The 20,906-nt window shown below is 64.4% G+C and carries 21 protein-coding genes; 11 read left to right on the plus strand and 10 right to left on the minus strand.

Features of this window, described 5'->3' with window-relative positions; genetic code table 11:
* Nucleotides 1-49 precede the first annotated feature (49 nt).
* Nucleotides 50-1,546, minus strand: coding sequence for an FAD-dependent oxidoreductase (locus tag MTX35_RS05130; RefSeq protein ID WP_243593928.1), 1,497 nt, complete (start codon nucleotides 1,544-1,546; stop codon nucleotides 50-52).
* A 39-nt stretch (nucleotides 1,547-1,585) separates the two neighbouring features.
* A complete protein-coding gene (locus MTX35_RS05135) occupies nucleotides 1,586-2,491 on the minus strand; it encodes a diiron oxygenase (RefSeq protein WP_243593929.1) in 906 nt (301 codons plus the stop codon).
* Between the two features lie 150 nt (nucleotides 2,492-2,641).
* On the opposite strand from MTX35_RS05135, the gene MTX35_RS25955 reads away from it, so the two are divergent.
* The 8 genes from MTX35_RS25955 to MTX35_RS05175 all read left to right on the plus strand — a co-directional run bounded on the left by MTX35_RS25955 (nucleotide 2,642) and on the right by MTX35_RS05175 (nucleotide 10,816).
* The gene (locus MTX35_RS25955) at nucleotides 2,642-4,147 is read left to right on the plus strand and encodes an adenylate/guanylate cyclase domain-containing protein (RefSeq protein ID WP_243593930.1); all 1,506 of its coding nucleotides are present in this window, start codon (nucleotides 2,642-2,644) and stop codon (nucleotides 4,145-4,147) included.
* 135 nt (nucleotides 4,148-4,282) lie between these two features.
* Nucleotides 4,283-4,948 (plus strand): HAD-IA family hydrolase, encoded by a 666-nt coding sequence (locus MTX35_RS05145; protein WP_243593931.1) that lies wholly within the window; start codon nucleotides 4,283-4,285, stop codon nucleotides 4,946-4,948.
* Between the two features lie 29 nt (nucleotides 4,949-4,977).
* Nucleotides 4,978-6,189, plus strand: a complete 1,212-nt coding sequence (locus MTX35_RS05150) for a sedoheptulose 7-phosphate cyclase (protein ID WP_243593932.1) — start codon at nucleotides 4,978-4,980, stop codon at nucleotides 6,187-6,189.
* Nucleotides 6,190-6,206: 17 nt separating this feature from the next.
* Nucleotides 6,207-6,986, plus strand: coding sequence for a class I SAM-dependent methyltransferase (locus MTX35_RS05155; protein WP_243593933.1), 780 nt, complete (start codon nucleotides 6,207-6,209; stop codon nucleotides 6,984-6,986).
* Nucleotides 6,983-8,269 (plus strand): ATP-grasp enzyme, encoded by a 1,287-nt coding sequence (locus MTX35_RS05160; protein ID WP_243593934.1) that lies wholly within the window; start codon nucleotides 6,983-6,985, stop codon nucleotides 8,267-8,269. Before MTX35_RS05155 ends, MTX35_RS05160 begins: the two co-directional genes overlap by 4 nt.
* The gene (locus MTX35_RS05165; protein WP_243593935.1) at nucleotides 8,269-9,291 is read left to right on the plus strand and encodes a D-alanine--D-alanine ligase; all 1,023 of its coding nucleotides are present in this window, start codon (nucleotides 8,269-8,271) and stop codon (nucleotides 9,289-9,291) included. Before MTX35_RS05160 ends, MTX35_RS05165 begins: the two co-directional genes overlap by 1 nt.
* The gene (locus tag MTX35_RS05170; protein WP_243593936.1) at nucleotides 9,288-10,040 is read left to right on the plus strand and encodes a TauD/TfdA family dioxygenase; all 753 of its coding nucleotides are present in this window, start codon (nucleotides 9,288-9,290) and stop codon (nucleotides 10,038-10,040) included. The genes MTX35_RS05165 and MTX35_RS05170 overlap by 4 nt, the downstream gene beginning before the upstream one ends.
* Before the next feature lie 50 nt (nucleotides 10,041-10,090).
* Nucleotides 10,091-10,816: a YoaK family protein gene (locus MTX35_RS05175; RefSeq protein WP_243593937.1), complete on the plus strand. Its 726-nt coding sequence runs from the start codon at nucleotides 10,091-10,093 to the stop codon at nucleotides 10,814-10,816.
* On the opposite strand, the gene MTX35_RS05180 is transcribed toward MTX35_RS05175, so the two are convergent.
* Complete coding sequence (locus MTX35_RS05180) at nucleotides 10,805-11,449, minus strand: TetR/AcrR family transcriptional regulator (RefSeq protein ID WP_243593938.1); 645 nt, start codon at nucleotides 11,447-11,449, stop codon at nucleotides 10,805-10,807. The two genes, MTX35_RS05175 and MTX35_RS05180, sit on opposite strands and share 12 nt — an antisense overlap.
* A gap of 80 nt (nucleotides 11,450-11,529) precedes the next feature.
* Between MTX35_RS05180 and MTX35_RS05185 the strand changes: the two genes are divergently transcribed.
* Entirely contained in the window at nucleotides 11,530-12,462 is a 933-nt protein-coding gene (locus tag MTX35_RS05185) for a DAPG hydrolase family protein (protein WP_243593939.1), read from the plus strand.
* On the opposite strand, the gene MTX35_RS05190 is transcribed toward MTX35_RS05185, so the two are convergent.
* From MTX35_RS05190 to MTX35_RS05200, 3 genes are all read right to left on the minus strand, one after another.
* Entirely contained in the window at nucleotides 12,459-13,034 is a 576-nt protein-coding gene (locus MTX35_RS05190) for a hypothetical protein (RefSeq protein ID WP_243593940.1), read from the minus strand. The two genes, MTX35_RS05185 and MTX35_RS05190, sit on opposite strands and share 4 nt — an antisense overlap.
* Before the next feature lie 28 nt (nucleotides 13,035-13,062).
* Nucleotides 13,063-13,998, minus strand: coding sequence for a pirin family protein (locus tag MTX35_RS05195; protein ID WP_243593941.1), 936 nt, complete (start codon nucleotides 13,996-13,998; stop codon nucleotides 13,063-13,065).
* An 82-nt stretch (nucleotides 13,999-14,080) separates the two neighbouring features.
* Nucleotides 14,081-14,422 carry a GNAT family N-acetyltransferase gene (locus MTX35_RS05200; RefSeq protein WP_243593942.1) on the minus strand — a complete coding sequence of 114 codons (342 nt, stop codon included), beginning with the start codon at nucleotides 14,420-14,422 and terminating at the stop codon, nucleotides 14,081-14,083.
* 216 nt (nucleotides 14,423-14,638) lie between these two features.
* Between MTX35_RS05200 and MTX35_RS05205 the strand changes: the two genes are divergently transcribed.
* Nucleotides 14,639-15,880 (plus strand): acetyl-CoA carboxylase biotin carboxylase subunit family protein, encoded by a 1,242-nt coding sequence (locus tag MTX35_RS05205; RefSeq protein ID WP_243593943.1) that lies wholly within the window; start codon nucleotides 14,639-14,641, stop codon nucleotides 15,878-15,880.
* Nucleotides 15,881-15,921: 41 nt separating this feature from the next.
* The gene (locus MTX35_RS05210) at nucleotides 15,922-17,910 is read left to right on the plus strand and encodes a hypothetical protein (RefSeq protein WP_243593977.1); all 1,989 of its coding nucleotides are present in this window, start codon (nucleotides 15,922-15,924) and stop codon (nucleotides 17,908-17,910) included.
* A gap of 51 nt (nucleotides 17,911-17,961) precedes the next feature.
* Here MTX35_RS05210 and MTX35_RS05215 read toward each other — a convergent pair whose 3' ends face one another.
* The 4 genes from MTX35_RS05215 to MTX35_RS05230 all read right to left on the minus strand — a co-directional run bounded on the left by MTX35_RS05215 (nucleotide 17,962) and on the right by MTX35_RS05230 (nucleotide 20,893).
* Entirely contained in the window at nucleotides 17,962-18,177 is a 216-nt protein-coding gene (locus MTX35_RS05215; RefSeq protein ID WP_243593978.1) for a DUF2945 domain-containing protein, read from the minus strand.
* 60 nt (nucleotides 18,178-18,237) lie between these two features.
* The gene (locus MTX35_RS05220) at nucleotides 18,238-19,233 is read right to left on the minus strand and encodes an alpha/beta hydrolase family protein (RefSeq protein WP_243593944.1); all 996 of its coding nucleotides are present in this window, start codon (nucleotides 19,231-19,233) and stop codon (nucleotides 18,238-18,240) included.
* Between the two features lie 107 nt (nucleotides 19,234-19,340).
* Nucleotides 19,341-20,477: an RNA polymerase sigma factor gene (locus MTX35_RS05225; protein ID WP_243593945.1), complete on the minus strand. Its 1,137-nt coding sequence runs from the start codon at nucleotides 20,475-20,477 to the stop codon at nucleotides 19,341-19,343.
* 8 nt (nucleotides 20,478-20,485) lie between these two features.
* On the minus strand, nucleotides 20,486-20,893 hold the full coding sequence (locus tag MTX35_RS05230) for a YciI family protein (RefSeq protein WP_243593946.1): 408 nt from the start codon (nucleotides 20,891-20,893) through the stop codon (nucleotides 20,486-20,488).
* Nucleotides 20,894-20,906 lie beyond the last annotated feature (13 nt).

Consider the following 20,906-nt stretch of genomic DNA (forward strand, 5'->3'; position numbering starts at 1 on the left):
CTCGAATGAGACTGCTACACAAGGTGAACAGAACGGGCGTCACCAACGGTCAGCGCGCTCGCGAGACTCGATCACCGAGAGCGGCGCTCACTTTGCCGTACCAACCGAGCGGACGCGCCGGACCTCGCGTCGGGACGTCCGCGAGCAACGCCTCGGCGGTTTCCTCCGCGTCGATCTTGTTGTCGCCGATGCCGCCGGTGGCCCCTCGCTTGGCCCATCCGACGACGTAACACCCGGGAACGGGAGTGCCGTCGGCGGCGGTGATTCGACCGCCCTCGTTGCGAACGGTGCCGGTGATGTCGTCGAACGGGATGCCCGGCGACGGAGTTCCGCGATAACCGATGGCGAGCAGCACCAGCTCGGTCGACACAGTGACCGCGTGTTCACCCACCCCCACGTCGATGGACTCCACCGAGCCCTGGCCGTGCAGGGCGGATGGTGCCCGCCCGAATGCGAAAACGATGCGACGCCCTGGCGCGCGAGAGCCGAGATCGACGCGCCGGGCTCCTGCCAGCGCAGAGGCCGAGGACGAGATCGGCAGTCTGTCGATGGCGTCGACGATTCCGTCCGGTCCGGCCACCACGACGTCGACGTCCGAGCGATCGACCAGAGCCTTGCACTCGGAGCGCGTGAACGCCGCGAACTCCGGGCCACGGCGGGCGAGCACGACTACCTCGGCCACTCTGTTTCGACGCAGCTCGGCCAAGGCATGGGGCGCGATCTCGGTCCCGTCGAGCTGGTTCGGGTCGGCCGTGAGGATGCGGGCCGCATCGAGCGCGACGTTCCCGTTTCCGATGACGGTCACCCGCTCGACCCCGGTGAGGTCGATCGCATCGGCGGGAACGTCGGGATGGCCGGTGTACCAACCCACCAGGGTGCGCGCACTGACGGATCCATCGAGGTCGATGCCGGGAATCTCGAGGGCTCGGTCCTTGTCGGCGCCGACGGCGTAGACGACCGAGTCGAACTTTCGGGCCAGTTCGACGTGATCGACGTCCTTACCGACCTCGACGCCAAGCTTCATCGTCACTCGTGGATGCACGAAGATCCCGCGGAAGTGCTCGCTGATGCGTCGGGTGCCGAGGTGATCGGGAGCGACACCGAACCGGGCCAGGCCTCCCGCTACGGGCAACCGGTCGTAGAACGTGACGGTGGTGCCGGGCACTCGCAGCAGCGCCTGGGCGGTGTAGCAGGCGGCCGGCCCGGTCCCGACGATGGCGATGTCGATCGGCGGTAGGTCGTTGACCGTTGCCACCGGGAACCGAGGCGCGCCCCACTCCGCCACAGCCGGCTTGTCCTTGTAGTAGTCGGCATTGATGTCGGCGTAGATCTGCTGATCGGGCGTCAATCGCGAGACGCGAGTGATCGCGTCCACCGGGCACGCGTCGGCACAGGCCCCACAGTCGATGCACGAGCGCGGATCGATGTAGAGCAACTCCGTCTTACCGAAATCCGGCTCGTCGGGCGTGGGATGAATGCAGTTGACCGGGCACACCGACAGGCATGATGCGTCGTTGCAACAGTTCTGCGTGATCGCGAACGGCATGGGTTTCTCAGATGTCCTTCACGGCCTCGAAAAGAGTGGTCAGAGCATGTGCAGACGACGGTAGATCATCTCGGCCGGCTTGGTGACCAAACCGCAGTCGAGAAGAAATGCCATCAGGTGCTCGCTCGAGGTGCGCATCATCGTGTGGTGGTGGGCGTTGTTCTTCGCTTCCTTCACCGCACGGTCGACATCGAGGCCCGCTGCTGCGTAGACCTCCTTGTTGACCATGTTGGACACGATCATGCGAGCGGCGATCGCGACGACGAGCGCACTGGCCTTGCGGCGCGCCGGGCTCTTCTCGGCGATCTCCTCACGCATCTGTGCGCGTGCGAACGTCATGTGCCGCGATTCCTCGACGACGTGGATCTTGCTGGTGGTACGCACCAGCGGCAGCACGTTCTCGCCGCGCATCCAGTCGCGCTGCATGACGTCGAGCACCTCTTCGGCGACGAGGATGCCACCGTAGGCGACCTCGGCGGAGGCGAGAGCCTTGAAGCCACGACCGAGCTCGATGCTCGACCGGCGCGGCAGGTAGGCCTTGATGCCCATCTTCTGGCAGGCGCGAGCGAACATGATCGAGTGACGGCACTCGTCGGCGATCTCGGTGAGCGCGAACTGGAAGTCCGAGTTGGACGAGTCCTTGCAGTACTGATCGCGCAGGACCATCTGCTGCAGGATCATCTCGAACCAGATGCCGGTGCTCATGATCGAGCAGACCTCGTGGCGGGTGAGCGTGATGCGCTGTTCCTCGCTCATCTCGTCCCACAGCTTCGTGCCGTAGAGGGTGCTCCACTCCGGGTTGAGTCCGTAGAGGGAGGGATCCAGATCGGCCTCCCAGTCGACCTCCTCGGACGGGTCGTACGACAGCTGGGCGGCGGAATCGAGCAAACGAGCGGAAACGTCTTCGGGCTCGAGGACGTCGTTCCTGGAGAGTGTGCTGGTCATCGCCGTCGTTCCTTTCATCGTCGAACAGGAGTGATTAACTGTTACGGAGATTACCAGGTACTTGCCGACACAGATAGTCACTCGCGCGGAATATCCTCGATTTTTTTCGGGCACCTGGAGTGCGAGCGACCACAGAACGGAGATTCACCGGTGATCGAAGCTCTACGGTCCGCCCTCGACCGCACACCCATGCGTCTGTACGCGGTGGGAATGGTGTCGGCCAACGCCATCGGTGCAGTCATCGTGTTCGTGCTGGCGCGCTTCATCCTGCCGCTGCCGGTCGGTTCGGAAGAGATCCTCTCCCACCGCAACTACCTGGCGTTCTTCGTGTATCTGCCGGTTGCGATCGGCATCGGCATCGCGCTCGGACTCCGCGTCGCAGCACCTCTGGTGCGGTGGCTGCACACCGGCGGTATGCCCTCGGACGAGACCGCGATCGCCGTCGTCCGACTGCCTCTGCGCCAACTCGGCGTCCATGTACTGCTGTGGGCGCTCGGCGTCGCAGTGTTCGTCGGGGTCAATGCGTCGGCCGGCGCTGCGCTGTCGATCATCGTGGCGATAGCCGTCAGCTTCGGCGGGTTGGCCACCTGCTCACTGGGCTATCTGGTGGCCGAGCGCACTCTCCGGCCGATCACCGCGGCAGTGATGGAGGTCAGTGCGGTCACCGACGCGGCCGCACTCGGTGTTCGGCTTCGCGTCGTCCTGATCTGGGTCCTGAGCACGGCCATTCCCATCCTCGGACTTGGCCTCATCGGACTCGGCAGACTGATCGATACCGTCATTCCCCCGGACGTCGACCTGTCTCCCGCAATGGTCTCCCTGTCGGCCATCGCCCTCGTCGTCGGATTCGGCGGCATGTTTCTCGTCGGTCGTTCCGTATCCGATCCGCTGCAGCAGGTGAGCTCGGCCATGCAGCGCGTCGAGGCCGGAGCCACCGACACCCGTGTGGACGTCTACGACGCCTCCGAGATCGGCAGACTGCAGAACGGGTTCAACAAGATGGTCGTCGGACTCGACGAACGTGAGCGGCTCCGCTCACTGTTCGGTCGCCACGTCGGCCAGGACGTTGCTCAACGCGCACTCGCGAGCGCACCCCGCCTCGGCGGCGAGAACCGGACGGTGGCGGTCCTGTTCATCGATCTGGTGGGTTCGACGGCACTGGCCGAACGTGAATCGGCCGAGACCGTGGTGGATCTGCTCAATCGATTCTTTGCGGTCGTCGTCGAGCACGGCGAACGCGGCGGCGGATTCGTCAACAAGTTCGAGGGCGACGCGGTGCTGCTCATCTTCGGCGCTCCGGTCGATCACCCGGACCCGGCGACCGCCGCACTGCGCACCGCGCGCACCCTGGCGACCGCACTCGCCACCGACGGCGACTACGAGATAGGCATCGGAGTCACGTACGGAACGGTCATCGCAGGCAACATCGGCGCCGAGTCTCGTTTCGAGTACACCGTCATCGGCGACACCGTGAACCAGGCCGCCCGGCTCACCGATCTGGCGAAGGACGACCCGAACACCGACGTGCTCACGTCGTCGATCGTGCTCGATCACGCATCCCCCGACGAACGCTCGTATTGGAAGACGGGCGAGGCGGTCACACTGCGCGGCCGCTCGACACCGACCACTCTGGCCGCACCCGTGCGTCACCGCTGACATCCGACCGTTCCGCCGAGAAATTCGAAGGTTTCCAATTCGGTGCCGATGGGGCATACCCCCCGAACCAACTCACCCCATCGCGCATGCGCGAGACGTTGACCGATACAACGTCTCTCGCTCCGAAAGGCATCCATGTCCGCAATTCTGTTCGGCTCGATCAGCACTCTCGTCGACACGTCCGAACTGCAGCGCCGCTCGTTCAACGAGGCGTTCGCTGCACACGACCTGAACTGGAACTGGTCTCGCGAGGACTACCGCGCCATGCTCGGATCCAACGGTGGTGCCAACCGCATCAGTGAGTACGCGTCCGAGACCGGCACCGAGGTGGACGCAGCCGCCGTGCACGCCACCAAGTCCGAGATCTTCCAGCGTCTGATCGGCGAATCCGACGTCGAGACCAGGCCAGGCGTGGCCGACACGATCGACTCGGCCAAGGCCAACGGCCTCAAGGTCGGCTTCGTGACGACGACCTCGCGAGAGAACATCGACGCGCTGCTGGCCGCTCTGTCTCCCGAGCTGACCGCAGATTCGTTCGACATCATCGTCGATGCGACCTCGGTCGAGCCAGGAAAGCCCGATCCCGCCTCGTACGAATACGCCTTGAAGACGCTGGGAGAGAACGCGTCCGACAGCGTGGCCATCGAGGACAACGCAGGCGGCGTCCAGGCAGCAGCAGCCGCGGGCATCACCTGCGTTGCATTCCCCAACGAGAACACCGCGGGCACCGAATTCGGCTCGGCCGCCGAGACGGTCGATGCACTCGATCCCGAGCGCCTCCGAGCTCTGCTCTCAGTCTGACCTTCCATCCAATCCTCCAGGAGTAACCAGTGAGCAATCTTCAGGCCCAGGTCGTCGCCGGGGACAGGTCGTTTCGTGTCGAAGGATACGAGCGGATCGAATACGACCTGATCTATGTCGACGGGGTGTTCGCACTCGAGAACACCGAATTGGCCGACAGCTACCGGCCGTACGGTCGCGCGCTGATGGTCGTCGACGAATCGGTCCACGAGATCTACGGCGACCGGATCAGCGCGTATTTCGATCACCACGACATCGCCCTGACGGTCGTTCCGGTTCAGATCGCGGAGACCGCGAAGTCGCTGGAGACATTCGAGCGCATCGTGGGAGAGTTCGATGCGTTCGGCCTGGTCCGCACCGAGCCGGTACTGGTGGTGGGCGGCGGACTGACCACGGACGTAGCAGGTTTCGCGTGCGCCAGTTACCGTCGCAACACTCCGTACATTCGCATTCCCACCACACTGATCGGCTTGATCGACGCGAGCGTCTCCATCAAGGTGGCCGTCAACTACGGAAAGCACAAGAACCGCCTGGGTGCGTACCACGCGTCGCAGAAGGTGCTGCTGGACTTCTCGTTCCTCGGCACACTGCCCGAGGATCAGGTTCGCAACGGCATGGCCGAGCTGATCAAGATCTCCGTCGTCGGCAATCTGGAGATCTTCGAGATGCTGGAACAGTACGGACCGGAACTACTGCGAACCCGATTCGGTCATCTCGACGGAACAGCGGAATTGCGTTCGGTCGCAGACAGACTGACCTACTCGGCGATCGCCACCATGCTCGAACTCGAGGCTCCCAATCTGCACGAGATCGATCTCGATCGCGTCATCGCCTTCGGCCACACGTGGAGCCCCACCCTCGAGCTGACCCCGCCCGCACCGTTCTTCCACGGCCACGCGATCAACATCGACATGGCTCTGTCGACGACCGTCGCCGAGCAACGCGGACACCTGTCCACGGCCGACCGCGATCGAGTGCTCGGAGTGATGTCGAGCATCGGCCTGGCCCTGGACAGCCCGTACCTGACACCCGAATTACTCTCCGAGGCAACGGCATCGATCCTCAAGACTCGCGACGGTATTCTGCGTGCCGCGGTGCCGGATCCGATCGGTACGTGCCGCTTCCTCAACGACCTCGACGCAGCCGAGCTGGCCGACGTCCTGACGCTGCACAAGAAGATCTGTCTGGACTTTCCTCGGGCAGGCGAGGGCCTCGACATGTTCACCGCACCGACGCCGTGACGAAGGCCCCGCGACCGGTGACCCCGACGACCATTCTGGCGCGCGAGCTGAGCGAGATAGCCGATCTGCTCGACGCCGGTGTCGGGGTCACCGACGAACTGACCACCCGTGTTCATCGAGCCCGCGATCTCGCAGCGGGACTCGACCCGTATCTCGACACCTGCACCACCTCCCAATCCGCCGCTCTGGCAACACTGGCGACGCGGACCCGCACCGAGGACTGGAGATCGCGTGACGTCGTCTCCGGCTCGGGGCCCCTGGAGATGGAGATGCTCTCCGGTCACGTGGAGGGACGATTCCTTGCGTTTCTCGTCCACATGACCCGGGCGAAGCGGGTGCTCGAGATCGGTATGTTCACCGGCTACTCGGCATTGGCGATGGCCGAGGCCCTGCCCCCAGGCGGCGAGGTGGTGGCCTGCGAGGTGGATCCGTACGTGGCCGAGTTCGCGCAGTCCTGCTTCGCCGAATCACCTGCGGGCTCGTCCATCACGGTGGAGGTGGGGCCGGCACTCGACACCCTCCGCAGGCTGGACGGAACGTTCGATCTGGTCTTCGTCGACGCCGACAAAACCGGATACCGCGCGTACGTGGAGCACCTGCTCGGCAGCGAGCTGCTGGCCGAGAACGCCGTGATCGCTGTCGACAACACCCTGCTGCAGGGCCAGCCGTACAGCGAACAGCCCACCGAGAACGGTCGCGCCGTCGCCGAATTCAACGACTACGTGGCGAACGACCCCCGTGTGGAGCAAGTACTGCTTCCTCTGCGCGACGGCGTGACGCTGATCCGTCGAACATGATTCGTACCGTCGCCGCGCTCGCCGGCCTCGCGGTCACCATCCCCGCCGATCTCGTGGCGGCGGGGGTGGCTGTCGTTCGCGGTGGCCGACCGGCCACGCGCCGATCCGATTCGCCCAGGACGGTCCTGATCAGCGGCGGCAAGATGACCAAGGCCCTGCAGCTCGCACGGTCCTTCCACCTCGCCGGGCATCGCGTCGTCCTGGTGGAATCGGCCAAGTACCGTTTCACCGGACATCGGTTCTCGCGGGCAGTCGACCGATTCCACTGCATTCCCGAGCCCACCGAATCCGGTTACGCCCGAGCACTTCTGGATGTGGTTCTTCGCGAAGGCGTCGACGTCTTCGTGCCCGTCGCAAGCCCCGCTGCGAGCATTCACGATGCCGACGCACGAGCACTCCTCGATCCACACTGCGAGGTGATTCACGGCGACGGCGATACGGTTCGCATGCTGGACGACAAATCGCGATTCTCCGAGCACGCTGCAGCGCTGGGACTACGCGTTCCCGATTGGCGGCGCATCACCGACGTGCAGCAGATCGAGGAGTTCGACTTCCCACCGGGCCGCGAGTACATCCTCAAGCGCATCTCCTACAACCCGGTCGGCCGGATGGACCTCACCCGCCTCACCCGCGGGACCCCGGCCGAGAATCTGCGATTCGCACAGGGTCTCGGAATCTCGGAGGACGATCCGTGGATCCTCCAGCAGTTCGTTCCCGGCCAGGAGTACTGCACTCACGGGACCGTTCGTGGCGGGCGGTTGCAGGTGTACGGCTGCTGCGAATCGTCGGCGTTCCAGGTCAACTACGAGATGGTGGACAAGCCCGAGATCCTGCGCTGGGTGGACACTTTCGTCTCCTCGCTCGACGTCACCGGCCAGCTCTCGTTCGACTTCATCGAGTCCGCCGCCGACGGCCACATCTATGCCATCGAATGCAACCCCCGCACCCATTCGGCCATCACGATGTTCTACGACCATCCAGACCTGGCTGCCGCGTACCTCGACGACGGTCATCCGGTGATCGTCCCGAGCCCGACGGCCCGATCGACGTACTGGATCTACCACGAATTGTGGCGTCTGATCACCGAGTCCGATCGGAAGGCTCGGCTGCGCAGCATCTTCCGCGGCAAGGACGCCATCCTGACGGGATGGGATCCTCTGCCGTACCTGCTGGTGCACCACCTCCAGATTCCGTCACTGCTGGTGCGCAACCTGCTGATGCGCCGAGGGTGGTCTCGCATCGATTTCAACATCGGCAAGCTCGTGGAGAACGGAGGCGATTGATGACCGTGTCGGTCCTGGTACTCGTCGGATCCTCGGTGGACGAGTTCCACTGCGATCTGTCTCGGGTGTACGCGGGCGGATTCCTCGACGCGTTCGGTGGTGATCCCGCCTACCGGTTCGAGGTCGCGTTCGTCTCCCCCGGCGGACTCTGGAGTTTCCCCGGCGGCATCGATGCCGCCAGTGTGGCTGCAGCGCATCAGATGACGTTGACGCAGGCGGTGGAGGTCATGTCGTCGTGGCACTTCGACGTCATGGTGCCGCAGATGTTCTGTCTGCCCGGCATGACGACGTATCGCAGCCTGTTCGACCTGCTGGGCGTGCCGTATGTGGGCAACGGTCCTGACGTGATGGCGATGACGGCGGACAAAGCTCGAGCCCGAGCCGTCGTCGCCGCGGCCGGGGTCGCGGTTCCCGACGGCGTTGTGGTGCGATGCGGCGAGAACGTCGAGGTCGATCTGCCGGTCGTGGTCAAACCCGTGGACTCGGACAATTCGATGGGCGTCACGCTCGTTCGCGAATCCGACCGTCTGACAAGCGCAGTGAGTGAGGCGCTGACGTATTCGAGCGCGGCGCTGGTGGAGTCGTACATCGAACTCGGCCGCGAAGTCCGCTGCGGCATCATCGAACGAGGCGGTGAACTGATCTGTCTTCCCCTGGAGGAGTATGCCGTCGAGTCGATACGCACCAGCGCCGACAAGTTGAATCGCACCTCGAACGGAGATCTGTACCTGGTCGCGAAGGAGCAGACCAAGGCGTGGATGGTGGACGTCTCCGATCCGATCACCGAGAAGGTCTGGGCCGCAGCACGATCGTGCTACCGAGCCCTGGGTTGCCGGCACTACGGACTCTTCGACTTTCGCATCGACCCCGACGGTGAACCGTGGTTTCTCGAAGCCGGTCTCTACTGCTCGTACTCCCCGTCCAGTGTGCTCGCTGTGATGGCCTCGGCAGCCGGGATCGCCGTCGACGAATTGTTCGCACACTCGCTCGACGAACTGTTGGTGAAGGAGTTGTCCTCATGACGCTGGGAATCGAGATCGACGACCTGGACGTGGGCTCGGCCGCGGTCGACGAACTACGAATGCTGTTGGCCGAACACGGCGTACTGATCCTGCGGCGGCAGTCTGTGGACGACGAGCACTTTCTCGCGTTCCTGCGCCGATTCGGCGACATGATGTTCACCGAGGGCGAGACGCCGGTGCCGGGATTCCCCGACCTGAACGTCATCAGCAACGTCGGCCGAACGACACCTCCGAAATCGACCTTTCACGTGGACACCACCTACGTTCCGAATCCACCTGCGTACACCGCCTTACGCGCGGTGGAGGTACCGCGGGCCGGTGGCAGCACATTGTTCAGCGACCAGTACGCGGCCTACGACACGTTGCCCGACGACCGAAAAGCGCACTTGGCCGGACGCATGGTGACGCATCGTGTGACCGGGGTGGCGTCGGACACCGATTCCTCCGCCGAACATCCCTTGTTCGCAGTGCATCCCGTGTCCGGGCGTACCGCATTGGCCCTGTCTGCGCCCGCGCGGTGCGTGGCGATCAGCGGAATGTCCGCCGACGAGGCGCAGGAGACGATTCGATACCTCTTCGAGCACTCCACGCACGAGGACAACCTGCTGCGGCACTCGTGGGCACCCGACGACGTGGTGATGTGGGACAACAGATGTGTGATGCATCGAGCCGATCACAGCGCGGTGGTAGGAAACAGGGTGATGCACCGCGGAATGGTGGCCGTCGAGGAATCGACGTCGGTTATGTGACCGACAACTCAAAGTATTGCCGGTTCGCCTCAGCCCAGGAGAATCGAGTCATGACTTCCCCATTGACGATCAGCCGCGAGACAGCCGTCGGTGCCGAAGCTCGTCTGTCCTGGATTCTGTCCGGGCTTGCCGGGATGGTGGGCGCAGTCGCCTTCCTGCACTCCGCCGGCTACTTCGTTACCTTCATGACCGGCAACACCGAACGTGCCGTCGTCGGGCACTTCGGGCATCCCGAGGGCAAGGAGGTCACCCCGGGAGCCTCACCCATTGCGGCTCTGGCACTCATGGGCTCTTTCCTGGCCGGCGTGGTCGTCTCCTCCATCTGCCGTCGTCGCTACTGGTCGAACCATCCGCACGGGGCAACCGTGCTGACCACCGTCGCGCTCGCAGCGGCAGGATCGATCGACATCGCCATCTCCGGTTGGTCGTCGGCGACCGTGAACTTCTACCCGATCCTGTTGGTGGCGTTCGCCCTCGGTGCGTTGAACACCGCCTTCACGAAGAAGGAAGAGACGTACATTCCGCTCAGCTACGTCACCGGCACGTTGGTCAAACTCGGCCAGGGTATCGAGCGGCACCTGTTCGGCGGCGGGACGCGCTACGACTGGCTCTGCTACACAGCACTTCTCGGATCGTTCGCACTGGGTGGCGCGATCGGTGCCTTCATCGGCGTCGTCATCACCGGCCCGCAGGTATTGCTCCTGACCGCGCTGATCAGCTTCGGCGCAACGATCTTCACGTTCACCCACACCGAGCGTCGGTCGCTACTGGGGTGATGTCCGCCCGTCCTGTGCCCGATCGGCAATCAGCGGCGAGTTCACCACGATCGTGCGCAGCATCTGCTCCACGAAAGACCGGGGCAGGCGAGACCCGATGAGCACTTGCCGCTGAATCAGACCCTCGATCATCACCACCAGAGTTTCTGCTTCCGACTGTGGGTCCTCGGAGTCGAGTGCGGCGACGATCCACTGGGTGTAGGTGACGAAGGCACCGCGCTGAGTGTCGAACAGCTCGCGAACCTCGGCGTCGTGCTGCGCCTCGCCCAGCATGATGCTGCGAGCGATCACTCGTTTTGCGGCCTCGCCGGTCGTCATCGCCTCGATGAAGTCGACGATCCGAGCCACCACGACGTCCACGGTCAGCGGTTTGACATCGACGAGACTGCCGAAGGTCGCTCCGGCGATCTCGAAGTCGCGAGCGAACAACTGGCCGAGAGCCAGGTGCAGCAGCCGACTTCGAGTGGGCGCGTGGTAGTTGACCGACCCGGGCCCCAGTCCCGCGGCCGCGTCCACCGCGCGGTGGGTCAGGCCACGGAAACCTTTGGTGGCCAGCACCTCGATCGCTGCCGTCGCGATCTCGTCGCGCCGCCGCACTCGTGATTCGTCGTCCTTGGGGTGTGCCGGACTCATACCGCGCAGTGTAGTGCCCGGCCATTGACAGCCGACGATTCTGCACATTATCCTCAACTTCTGTTGAGAGGGGTGGATGAGTGAGCAGAGGACCGACCCGACGCCAGATCATCATGGGAGCAGCAGCCGCGGCCACCGCAGCCGTCGTCGGTCCGGTCGCCACGGCCGCAGCGTCTCCCACGACCGGTTCGAGTACCGGGTGCGGCGAGCGCTATCAGGGCTATCGCGACACCGACAGAGAACGGCCCTATGCACGGTTCATGGCGCAGCGAACCACTCCCGCACAGGAAGCCGTCACCGAGGCCTACGCCGGACCTGCACTCGCGCCCGACTCGGTTCCCGAATTCGACTCGATCACAACAGATCTCGCACCCACCGGCTACTCCGCGGTCGAGACCGGATACGGCCGACGCGCGGACGGAGTGACATTCGTGGCGGTCCGTACGGTGATGCCACGCGTGACGGCGGCCATGTGGGACTGGTGGTTCGGCTGGCATTCCACCGAGGCCGCGCGCTACAAACTGTGGCATCCCGATGCCCATCTGTATGCCGCGCTGGCCGACGATCGAACTGCACTCGACATACCCGACAAGGCCAAATACATCGGCAACACGACCTTCGTGGACGAATACGTCGGGCCGAAGCTGCAGCAGTTGGGTATCGGCTTTCGCGATCCGATTGCGCACGGCTTCGACGTTCCCGCAGACCAGACGATCGTGTTCGGCAGAGTAGGCAGCTCCATCGCACCGGTGGACCTGGGCTGGTTGGCCCACCAGGTCCGACCCGTCGCCGGCGGTGCCGAGATGCGGAGCCGTTTCCACCTGAACCTGCGAGGACTGCGCGTGCCGGACGTGAAGCAGGCCGCGTGCGCCGTCCAACGCGGCGCGTCGGTGGACCCCACCGACCTCGTACTCGGGCTCGATCTCGCCCGAGAACTGATGCTGCACTGCGGGCAGGAGATGAACCACCTCGCGGGCTTCCTGCCGGAGTTGTACGCCGAGTTCGGGAGCTAGTGCCCCAGAAAGACCTTCGCCAAGACGATCAGTGCCGCAACCGCCGCGGTGGCCAACCCACCCAGAAATGCGCGGAAGGTCAACGAGTTCCCACGAATTCGCTCCGTGACCATCTGAATAGTGGCGATGCGCACCACGATGACGACACCGGCCAGCAGCTCCGACCACTGGCCAGGAAGCACCGACAACCAACCGAGGGCCAGCATCAGTGCAGGGACGGTACCGGAACTCAGGATGGGGACTGCATCACGAAGTTCCTCGACGGCTTCGAACGTGCGTTGCTCGTCGGTCGCATCACCGTGCGCTTCGGGAATCTGACTGCTTGCGACGAAATCCGCGAACACGTGCGCCAGAAAAGTCGTCACCGCAGTGCCCAGAACCAGCACAACAGCCGTTCCGTGCTCGATCGAACCGGGCGTCGACGCCGCGACCGCCGCGAGGACCAGAATGTTCCCGTAGACGTAGGCCGAAAGCCTCCTGGCCGCCCGCGCGGGCTCGAGCGGACCGTCCGCGCGGGTGACCAATCGGCGATACAGCCGTGTTCTACGAATACGGGGTTCTGCGTCGCTCATGCGGGAGATCGTCGCACGGCCGAGACGATCACTCGACGGGAACTCCGAGCCGGCCGGCCTGGTAGTCCTCGAACGCCTGCAGCACCTCGGACTTGGTGTTCATCACGAACGGGCCTGCCATCGCGACGGGTTCCCGAATCGGCTTGCCACCGAGAACGAACACCTCCAGCGACTCCCCCACCGCCGACGCGGACATCTCGATCGTGTCGCCGCGGCCGAACAACGCCGTCTGTCCCATCCGTATCGGATGCTTCTCGGCACCCACCGTTCCCTCGCCCGCGAGAACGTAGATGAGTGCGTTGAATTCACGATTCCACGGCAGCGTCAACTCCGCGCCCGGTGCGATCGTGCTGTGCGAGAGCGCTATCGGAGTGTATGTGGACCCAGGTCCCTGCAGACCCGCGATCTCACCGGCGATGACGCGCACCAAGGCACCGCCGTCGGGACTCGACGCCAACGCCACCTTGCTCCCGGTGATGTCCTGATAACGCGGGTGCGCCATCTTGTTCTCGCGCGGCAGATTTACCCAGAGCTGCACACCGTGGAACAGCCCGCCGGACAGCACCAGATACTCCGGCGGGGCCTCGATGTGCAGAATGCCACCACCCGCCGTCATCCACTGGGTGTCGCCACCGCTGATGATTCCGCCGCCGCCGTGAGAGTCCTTGTGCTCCATGATGCCGTCGATCATGTAGGTGACCGTCTCGAATCCGCGGTGCGGATGCCACGGCGTTCCCTTCGGCTCACCGGGCGCGTAATTCACCTCACCCATCTGATCCATGTGAATGAACGGGTCGAGGGACGTCATGTCCAGTCCGGCGAACGCTCGACGGACCGGAAAGCCCTCACCCTCGTAGCCCGTCGGTGCCGTCGTGACGGACCGAACCGGCCGAGGGACCGCGGTGGCGTCGGGCATGGGGATTCGGGGCAACTCGAGAATGTTGTCGACCGTCACTGCAGGCATCATCGTCCCTTTCGGCAATGTAGTTGACTGTGCAACTACTGTACCGAGTCCAACGGGACGAGCGCCGACCGTATTCCCGTGTTCAGCCCTGTCGGTCGGCCAGCCACTGCCGGATCTCGTCGGTGGGCTGCTCCACGCTGTCCTCGTACTCCGAATGTTTGCCCACGAAGGCCGCAACCAGTTCGCAGATCGGAACGATTCGCCTGGCGTCTGCGCGGGTGGCGTCGAGCGCCTCCTGCACCAGAATCGTTGCCAGACCACGTCCGCCGTAGGCCGCGTCGACCTCGGTGTGGAAGAAGATGCGTCTGCCGTGTTCGTCGTCGACGAACTCGGTGAACCCGACCTGTGCGCCGTCCACCGACACGGTGAAACGGTCCGCCTGTTCGGAGATCTCGACCTCGGCACCGGTTTTGTCGACCGTCATCCGTCCTCCTCGCTCGTCGTGGGCGCGAACCGCACCTCACCGTTCACGATCGTGCACGATCTGCGGATATCTGTCGATCGTGAACAGTACTGAACACCTGCGTACGGCGGGTTCGAGATCGACCGTCACACACAGCGGTGCCGAGCAGCCGATAGCGCCTCTGTACGGTGGAGCGAAGGACCTCGACCGATGAATCATCGAAGGGAAAGGAACTTCATGGCGCAGCCAGACAGGCTGGAGAAGGACCCGAACAAGGGTTTCGTGGCTCTGCTGGGGTGGAGTTTGGCCGCAGTGGAAGCACTGGACAAGTTCGACCGGCGCTACGTCGTCGTCGCGCCCGAGTGGGCCGAGGCGTACTGCACCGAGCACGACATTCCCTACCTACCGTGGAATTTCGAGCGACTCAACGACAGATCGCTGGAGATCGCCGAAACTCTGCAGGCCAAGGGTGTGGACGTCGCGATCCCGCTCTACGAGGAGACGGTCGAGTGGGCCGGTGCCATCAATTCTGTACTTCTCGACAACCCGCGACTGTTCGGGCAGGCAATGCTGCTGCGCGACAAGTCCTTGATGAAGCGTCGCGCTCAGCTCGGCGGAATCCGCGTCGGCATCTTCGAGGAGGCGCACGACCGCGAGGACGTCATCCGATTCCTCAAGCGGGTGAACCAGACCCTGCTCAAGCTCGACGGCGATCCGAACGATCCCATCCATGTCAAGGCATTCGACAAAGCAGGCTGCCTCGGCCACCGCGTCATTCGCACTCCGGACGAGGTCGACTCCATTCCCGACGAGGAATTCCCGGCACTGATGGAATCGCACCTCGACGGCTGGGAGTTCGCCGTGGAAGCGTGGATCCACAACGGCAAGATCAAGTTCCTCAACATCTCCGAGTACGTGACCCTCGGATACTCGGTGTTCGTTCCCGCGACGCCGGAACTCGAGAAGTACCGCGAGCAGATCACGGTGCAGATCGAGAAGCTGATCAAGACCTTCGACATCGAGTTCGGGTTCATTCACCCGGAGTACTTCGTCACCAGTGACGGTGAAATGTACTTCGGTGAAGTGGCTTACCGCCCACCGGGTTTCAAGGTGTTCGAGCTCCTCGAGCGGGCCTACGGATTCAACGCCTACCAGGGCCTGGCGTTGGCGTTCGATCCGAAGACCACCGAGGAGGAAATCGACGCCTTCTTCCCGCGGGAGGTTGTCGATGCCACCGGTGTCGCCGGATGTTTCGGCGTCTACCCCCGACGCCGCGTCGTGAGCCAACTGCAGATTCCGGAGGAGACGACCGGGCACGACTACTACGAGACCAACGACCTGTCGGCACCCGTCGAGGAAACCGTCACCAAGAGAACGGCATTCGGTACCCACTGGGGACTGCTGTACTTCTTCGGCGAGGATACCTACGTCATGCGTGACCTGCTGAAGCATCAGGAAGAACTGGACTTCTACGTGTGAGGCAACAACTCGGGAACGACACCGACCCGCCGTCGCAGACGATGGATGAGCCCGCACCGGTCGACAAGGCTCTGGCGTCGCGGCTGGCGCAACTCGACCATGCGACGCATGCCTTGGCCGATGCACCTGAGTTCAGCAAGAGCACGAAGGTGCGACGAGTTCTCGACGCCTTGCATCGAGTGTTGTTGCAAACCGGGGGTTGTCACGCAATTCGTGAGCGCGCTGCGACGCTGGAGAAGGCCGGGCTGTTCGCCGGCACGGACTGGGCCCAGCCGGACATTCTCGTCCCGGGATTCGTCGGACCCAGTTTGCGCAGCGGGAACGACGACACCGTGGTGCTCGAGGCGACGAGCGAATTGCGCATGGTCGCGATCGTCGCGGGCGAGTACGACCACTCGGCGGTGACTGCCGAGGACGCGCGCCGGTTCCTGTCACAGGTGCTTGCGCTCAATCTCGACGTGCTGTTCACACCGCCGTCGGAATCGGAGCGAGTTCGCCTGGGGCGCACCGCACATCTGATTCGCGATCTGTTCGGGTACATCGCGCAGCAGATCGGGTACGACAGTGTGCTCGACGAGTTGCTCGAGGAGATCTGGCGAATACTGCGCCAGCGTCCGATCCAGGTGGACACCATCAAAGCGATGGTCACCCGTATCGCGATCTATCGCGACGATCCGACCGTCGACCTCGGTACTTCCGGGCAGGGCTTGGATCGACTGATCACAGCCCTGTTCGGTACCACCGATGCGTGCCGGGAGGATCCGGGCGTCGAGGTGTACCGATCGCGGCTCGAGGCGATGGATGTCGAGGCGCTGCAGTTCGAGGCTCGCGGTTTTGCGCGCGCGATGCACGACACCGGTCTGGTGTCGCCGTACCACGCGACGCTGACGCAGTACCTCGTCGATCACTACTCGTACGTCCTTCCCGAGGCACTGGGTCTGTCCGATACCGGCCGGACCTGCCTGACGCGATATCCGGAACTGGTCCATCGCCTCATCGAGGAGACGGTGTTCCCCGAAACTGCGCAGTGCCTCTACGGACTGGCGTTGCTCCTCGATCGCGGGATTCTGCATCAGCCGCCGATCGTGCCGTCACTGTGGCGCCAGATGTCGCTGAAACTCGCTCCGGCAGTGCGGGAACGACTGATCACCACGTTCGGGCCGGTCCCCGCACCCGAGTCGCGCTTGCTCGGTGGTTTGCTCTCGATGCTCGGGCAACCGCTCGGCGTCGGCCAGGGCGACAACCCGACGTGTCAATCCGCGCGAGCGTTGTCGATGTGGGCCTACAACGATCCCGATTACCTCCTGCAGATGGTGGTGTGGGCGGCGCGTGACGAGGAGATCGTCATGCACTTCGAGGGCCAGTCGATCTCGTCGACCGAGAGCGTGAGCGGCGTCGCCACGTCCGATCCGGTCGATCTCGACCCCACGTCGCTGCTGCTGGTTCCGCACCTCGATCGCATCTACGCCGAGATGGTCCGGCGGTGCGCCGACCGTCCGGGCGATCCGCACCGCTGGGTCAACCCGGAGTTCCACGGCTGGTGGTCAGCACGCGAGTTCCATATCGACGTCGATGTCGCGACCGGTAATCTCGTCGACCTGGACGCATTCCTGCGCCAGTTCTATGCGGCGTACCACCCCGAGTACAACGGCCACCAACCGTTGATCCACCCGCAGCCGGCGGGTGTGGCCGTAACCGACAGTGCGGCACGGTATGTGGGCTGGCACGCCATCACGATCCTGCGCGTGACCACAGACCCCGACGGCGTGATGCGGGTGTACTTCTTCAACCCGAACAACGACAGCGGGCAGGACTGGGGCGACGGCGTCGTGGTGGGAACGGCGGGCAACGGCGAACGCGCAGGGGAAGGTTCGCTGCCGTTCGACCAGTTCGCGTCACGGCTCTACATATTCCATACGGATCCGCTGGAGAACGGCGAGCCGGAGCGAATTCCCGCCGAGGACATCGAGCGAATTCGGGGATACATCGAACGGAGCTGGGGCGCAGAGCGTTCGGTGCCTCAGGCCTGAGAAGACGCTGCGCCCCGAGTCCAAGACTCGGGGCGCAGCGAACTTCGATCGTCAGTTCTTCTTGTCGAGCGACTCCGGCTTGTGCACCGCGTCCTTGCCCGACTTGTCGCTCTCGACGCGATACTGCGGTTCGTCCTTCGAGGCCTTCACGGTTCGGCCTGCAGCTTCGGTCTCGGAGGTGATCTTCTCCACCACCTCACCCTCGGTCGTGGTGCCGTGGGTCTGCCATTCGACCTTGTCGCCCTTGTGCAGTTCGTCCTTCGACATGTACGTGGTCCCTTCGTCGGTGCTGTCCACGGACGCGTACCCGCGACGGTCTCGGTGCAATCACCTGGTTCCGAGAGCCGGTGCCAGAGTGGTGAACCAGGCCTCGCGCAACTGATCCTCGAACAACGGCCAGGTGTGTGCGCCCTCCCCACGCATGGACACCGTCGCCGGCACGTCGGCTCGGCGCAGGGCGTCGACGAAGATCGACGTGCAATGGTTGACCATCGCTTCGACCGCCATTCCCCCGAACGGCGGGATCGCGCCCTCGGGAATGCGATCCACCGGTCCGGGTAGTCCACGGGACGAGCTGACATAGACCGCGGTGCCGCGTAGCCGCTCGACGTTGAGCGACGGGTCGTGATCCCGCCATCCCTGGCTTCCCGGCAGACCCCACATGTTGAAGGGGTTGTTGAGCCCGCCGGCGATCATCGCCGAGATCCCAGCAGTGGCAAGCGGGTTGGACGGGGCCGGGCATCCACTGAACGACGCGGCCGCGTCGAACACGTCCGGAGCCTGGATCGCCAGGTCGAGGGCGGGCCCACCACTCATCGACAGCCCGGCGACGCCGCGCCTACCGGTGGATCCGTAGGCCGCGTCGACGGCGGCAGGCAATTCGCGGCTGAGGTAGGTCTGCCACATGTTGCTGCCGAGCACCGGATCCGTAGTCTGCCAATCGGTGTAGAAACTGAAGCGCCCGCCGATGGGCGCGACGACCGTGACGTTCTTGTCCAGAAAGAACTGTTCGACGCCGGAGTTGTTGAGCCACCCCACGCCGTCCTCGTTGCCGAGCGCGCCGTTGAGCAGTACCAGAGTGGGCGCTGGTCCACCGTCGGGCGAATGCAGCACCTCATTGGAGATGACCCGATTCATGGACGGGGAGAACACGTTCAGCACCGCGCGGGTGGCCGACACCTGATGGATACCGATGGCTCCCGCAGCCGCATCGGCCGATCCCGAGTTGCCGGGCAACGCCTGCGCCGACGTTCCGGTCATCAGCATCGCCGCCACCGCAAGGACCGTCACCACCGAGGCCGAGCGACTCTGTTTGTTCCTCATCTGTCCCATTGGCAACTTCAGCACCATACGAGGGTTGCACGAATTCAGCTTTCGATCGCTAACGATCGGATTACGAAACCGATCGGTCCGTTGGTTGGTCGCAGGTCTCAGCTGGCCCTGATCCGCGCGGCCTGCAGCGTCAGATGGTGCCGCTCGGGAATCGACGACGCCTTCTCCGCCGCCTGCGCGTACAACTCGGCGGCACGCAGCAGATCACCCGACTTCTCGCACAGATACGCGGCCGCCGCCGTGTGCCGCGGGACGGCCGGATCGACCTCGCCCAGTGCCTCGAGCCCCGCCGCCGGACCGTCGGCTTCCCCGATCGCCACCGCTCGATTGAGTCGCACGACGGAGCTGTCGGTGAGAGCGAGAAACTCGTCGTACCACTCGACTATCTGCAGCCAGTCGGTCTCCTCCACAGTCGTCGCATCGGCGTGCAGGGCGGCGATGGCCGCCTGAGCCTGAAACTCGCCCAACCGATCCTGCGCGAGCGCTGCCTGCAGAATCCACACTCCCTTCGCTATCAGCGTTGTGTCCCAACGAGATCGGTCCTGCTCGGCGAGAGGGATGATGTGGCCGTCGGATCCGGTCCTCGCCGAGCGCCGCGCGTGATGCAGCAACATCAGCGCCAACAGTCCGGCCGTTTCCTCGTCCTCGGACAGCGTCGACAACTGCCGAGTCAACCGGATCGCCTCCGCCGCAAGGTCGACGTCCCCGGTGTACCCCTCGTTGAAGACGAGATACAGCACCCGCCGCACCGTCCCGACATCACCGGGCGCGTCGAAACGCACGTCGCGCACTGTGCGTTTGGCTCGGCTGATGCGTTGCGCCATGGTCTTCTCCGGCACCAGATACGCCTGCGCGATCTGCCGTGTCGTCAATCCCCCGACGGCACGCAGCGTCAGTGCCACCGCTGCCGCCGGACCGAGCGAGGGATGCGCGCACAGGAAGAACAACTGCAACGTGTCGTCGACGCCGCCCACACTGCCGGGATCCGGTTGGGCAGCGACTCGATACTCGCGGGCTCGTCGCGCCTTCTCGGAGCGCTGCGCGTCCAGAAACTTTCGCCACGCGACGGTCACCAGCCAACCCTTCGGATCGGTCGGCACTCGGTCGACCCATGTGGAGGTCGCCTCGAGCATCGCCTCCTGTACGGCGTCCTCGGCCGACGCGAAGTCTGCTCCGCGGTGGACGAGGACGCCGATCACCGCGGGTGTCGATGCCCGCAGCACCTGGGGGTCCATGGCGATCGTCAGTCGGCGATGGTGGGAGGAGCCTCCATGAACGGACGCAGTTCGAGCCATTCGTGAATCGGTTGGCCGCCTGCTCCCGGCGCGGCCGACAGCTGTCCGGCGAGCTCGAGCGCCCGCTCGTAGCTCTCGACGTCGATGATCATCCAGCCTGCGATGAGATCCTTCGTCTCGGCGAACGGACCGTCGGTGACCGGTGGCTTGCCCTCACCGCCGGAGCTCACCCAGGTCCCCTCGGGAGCCAGGGCCTGAGCGTCGACGAACTCTCCGGTGGCTTCGAGTTCGGCGGCGAAATCCTGCATGAACTGAATGTGGGCGTGCACCTCCGCAGGCGTCCACCGGTCCATCGGGACGCTGTTGATCGGCTCAGGAGCGCCGCGGTAATGCTTGAGCATGAGGTACTTGGCCATGATGTCTCCTGAC

This window comes from Rhodococcus sp. ARC_M12, assembly GCF_022810385.1.
GTDB classification, from domain to species: Bacteria; Actinomycetota; Actinomycetes; order Mycobacteriales; family Mycobacteriaceae; genus Rhodococcoides; species Rhodococcoides navarretei.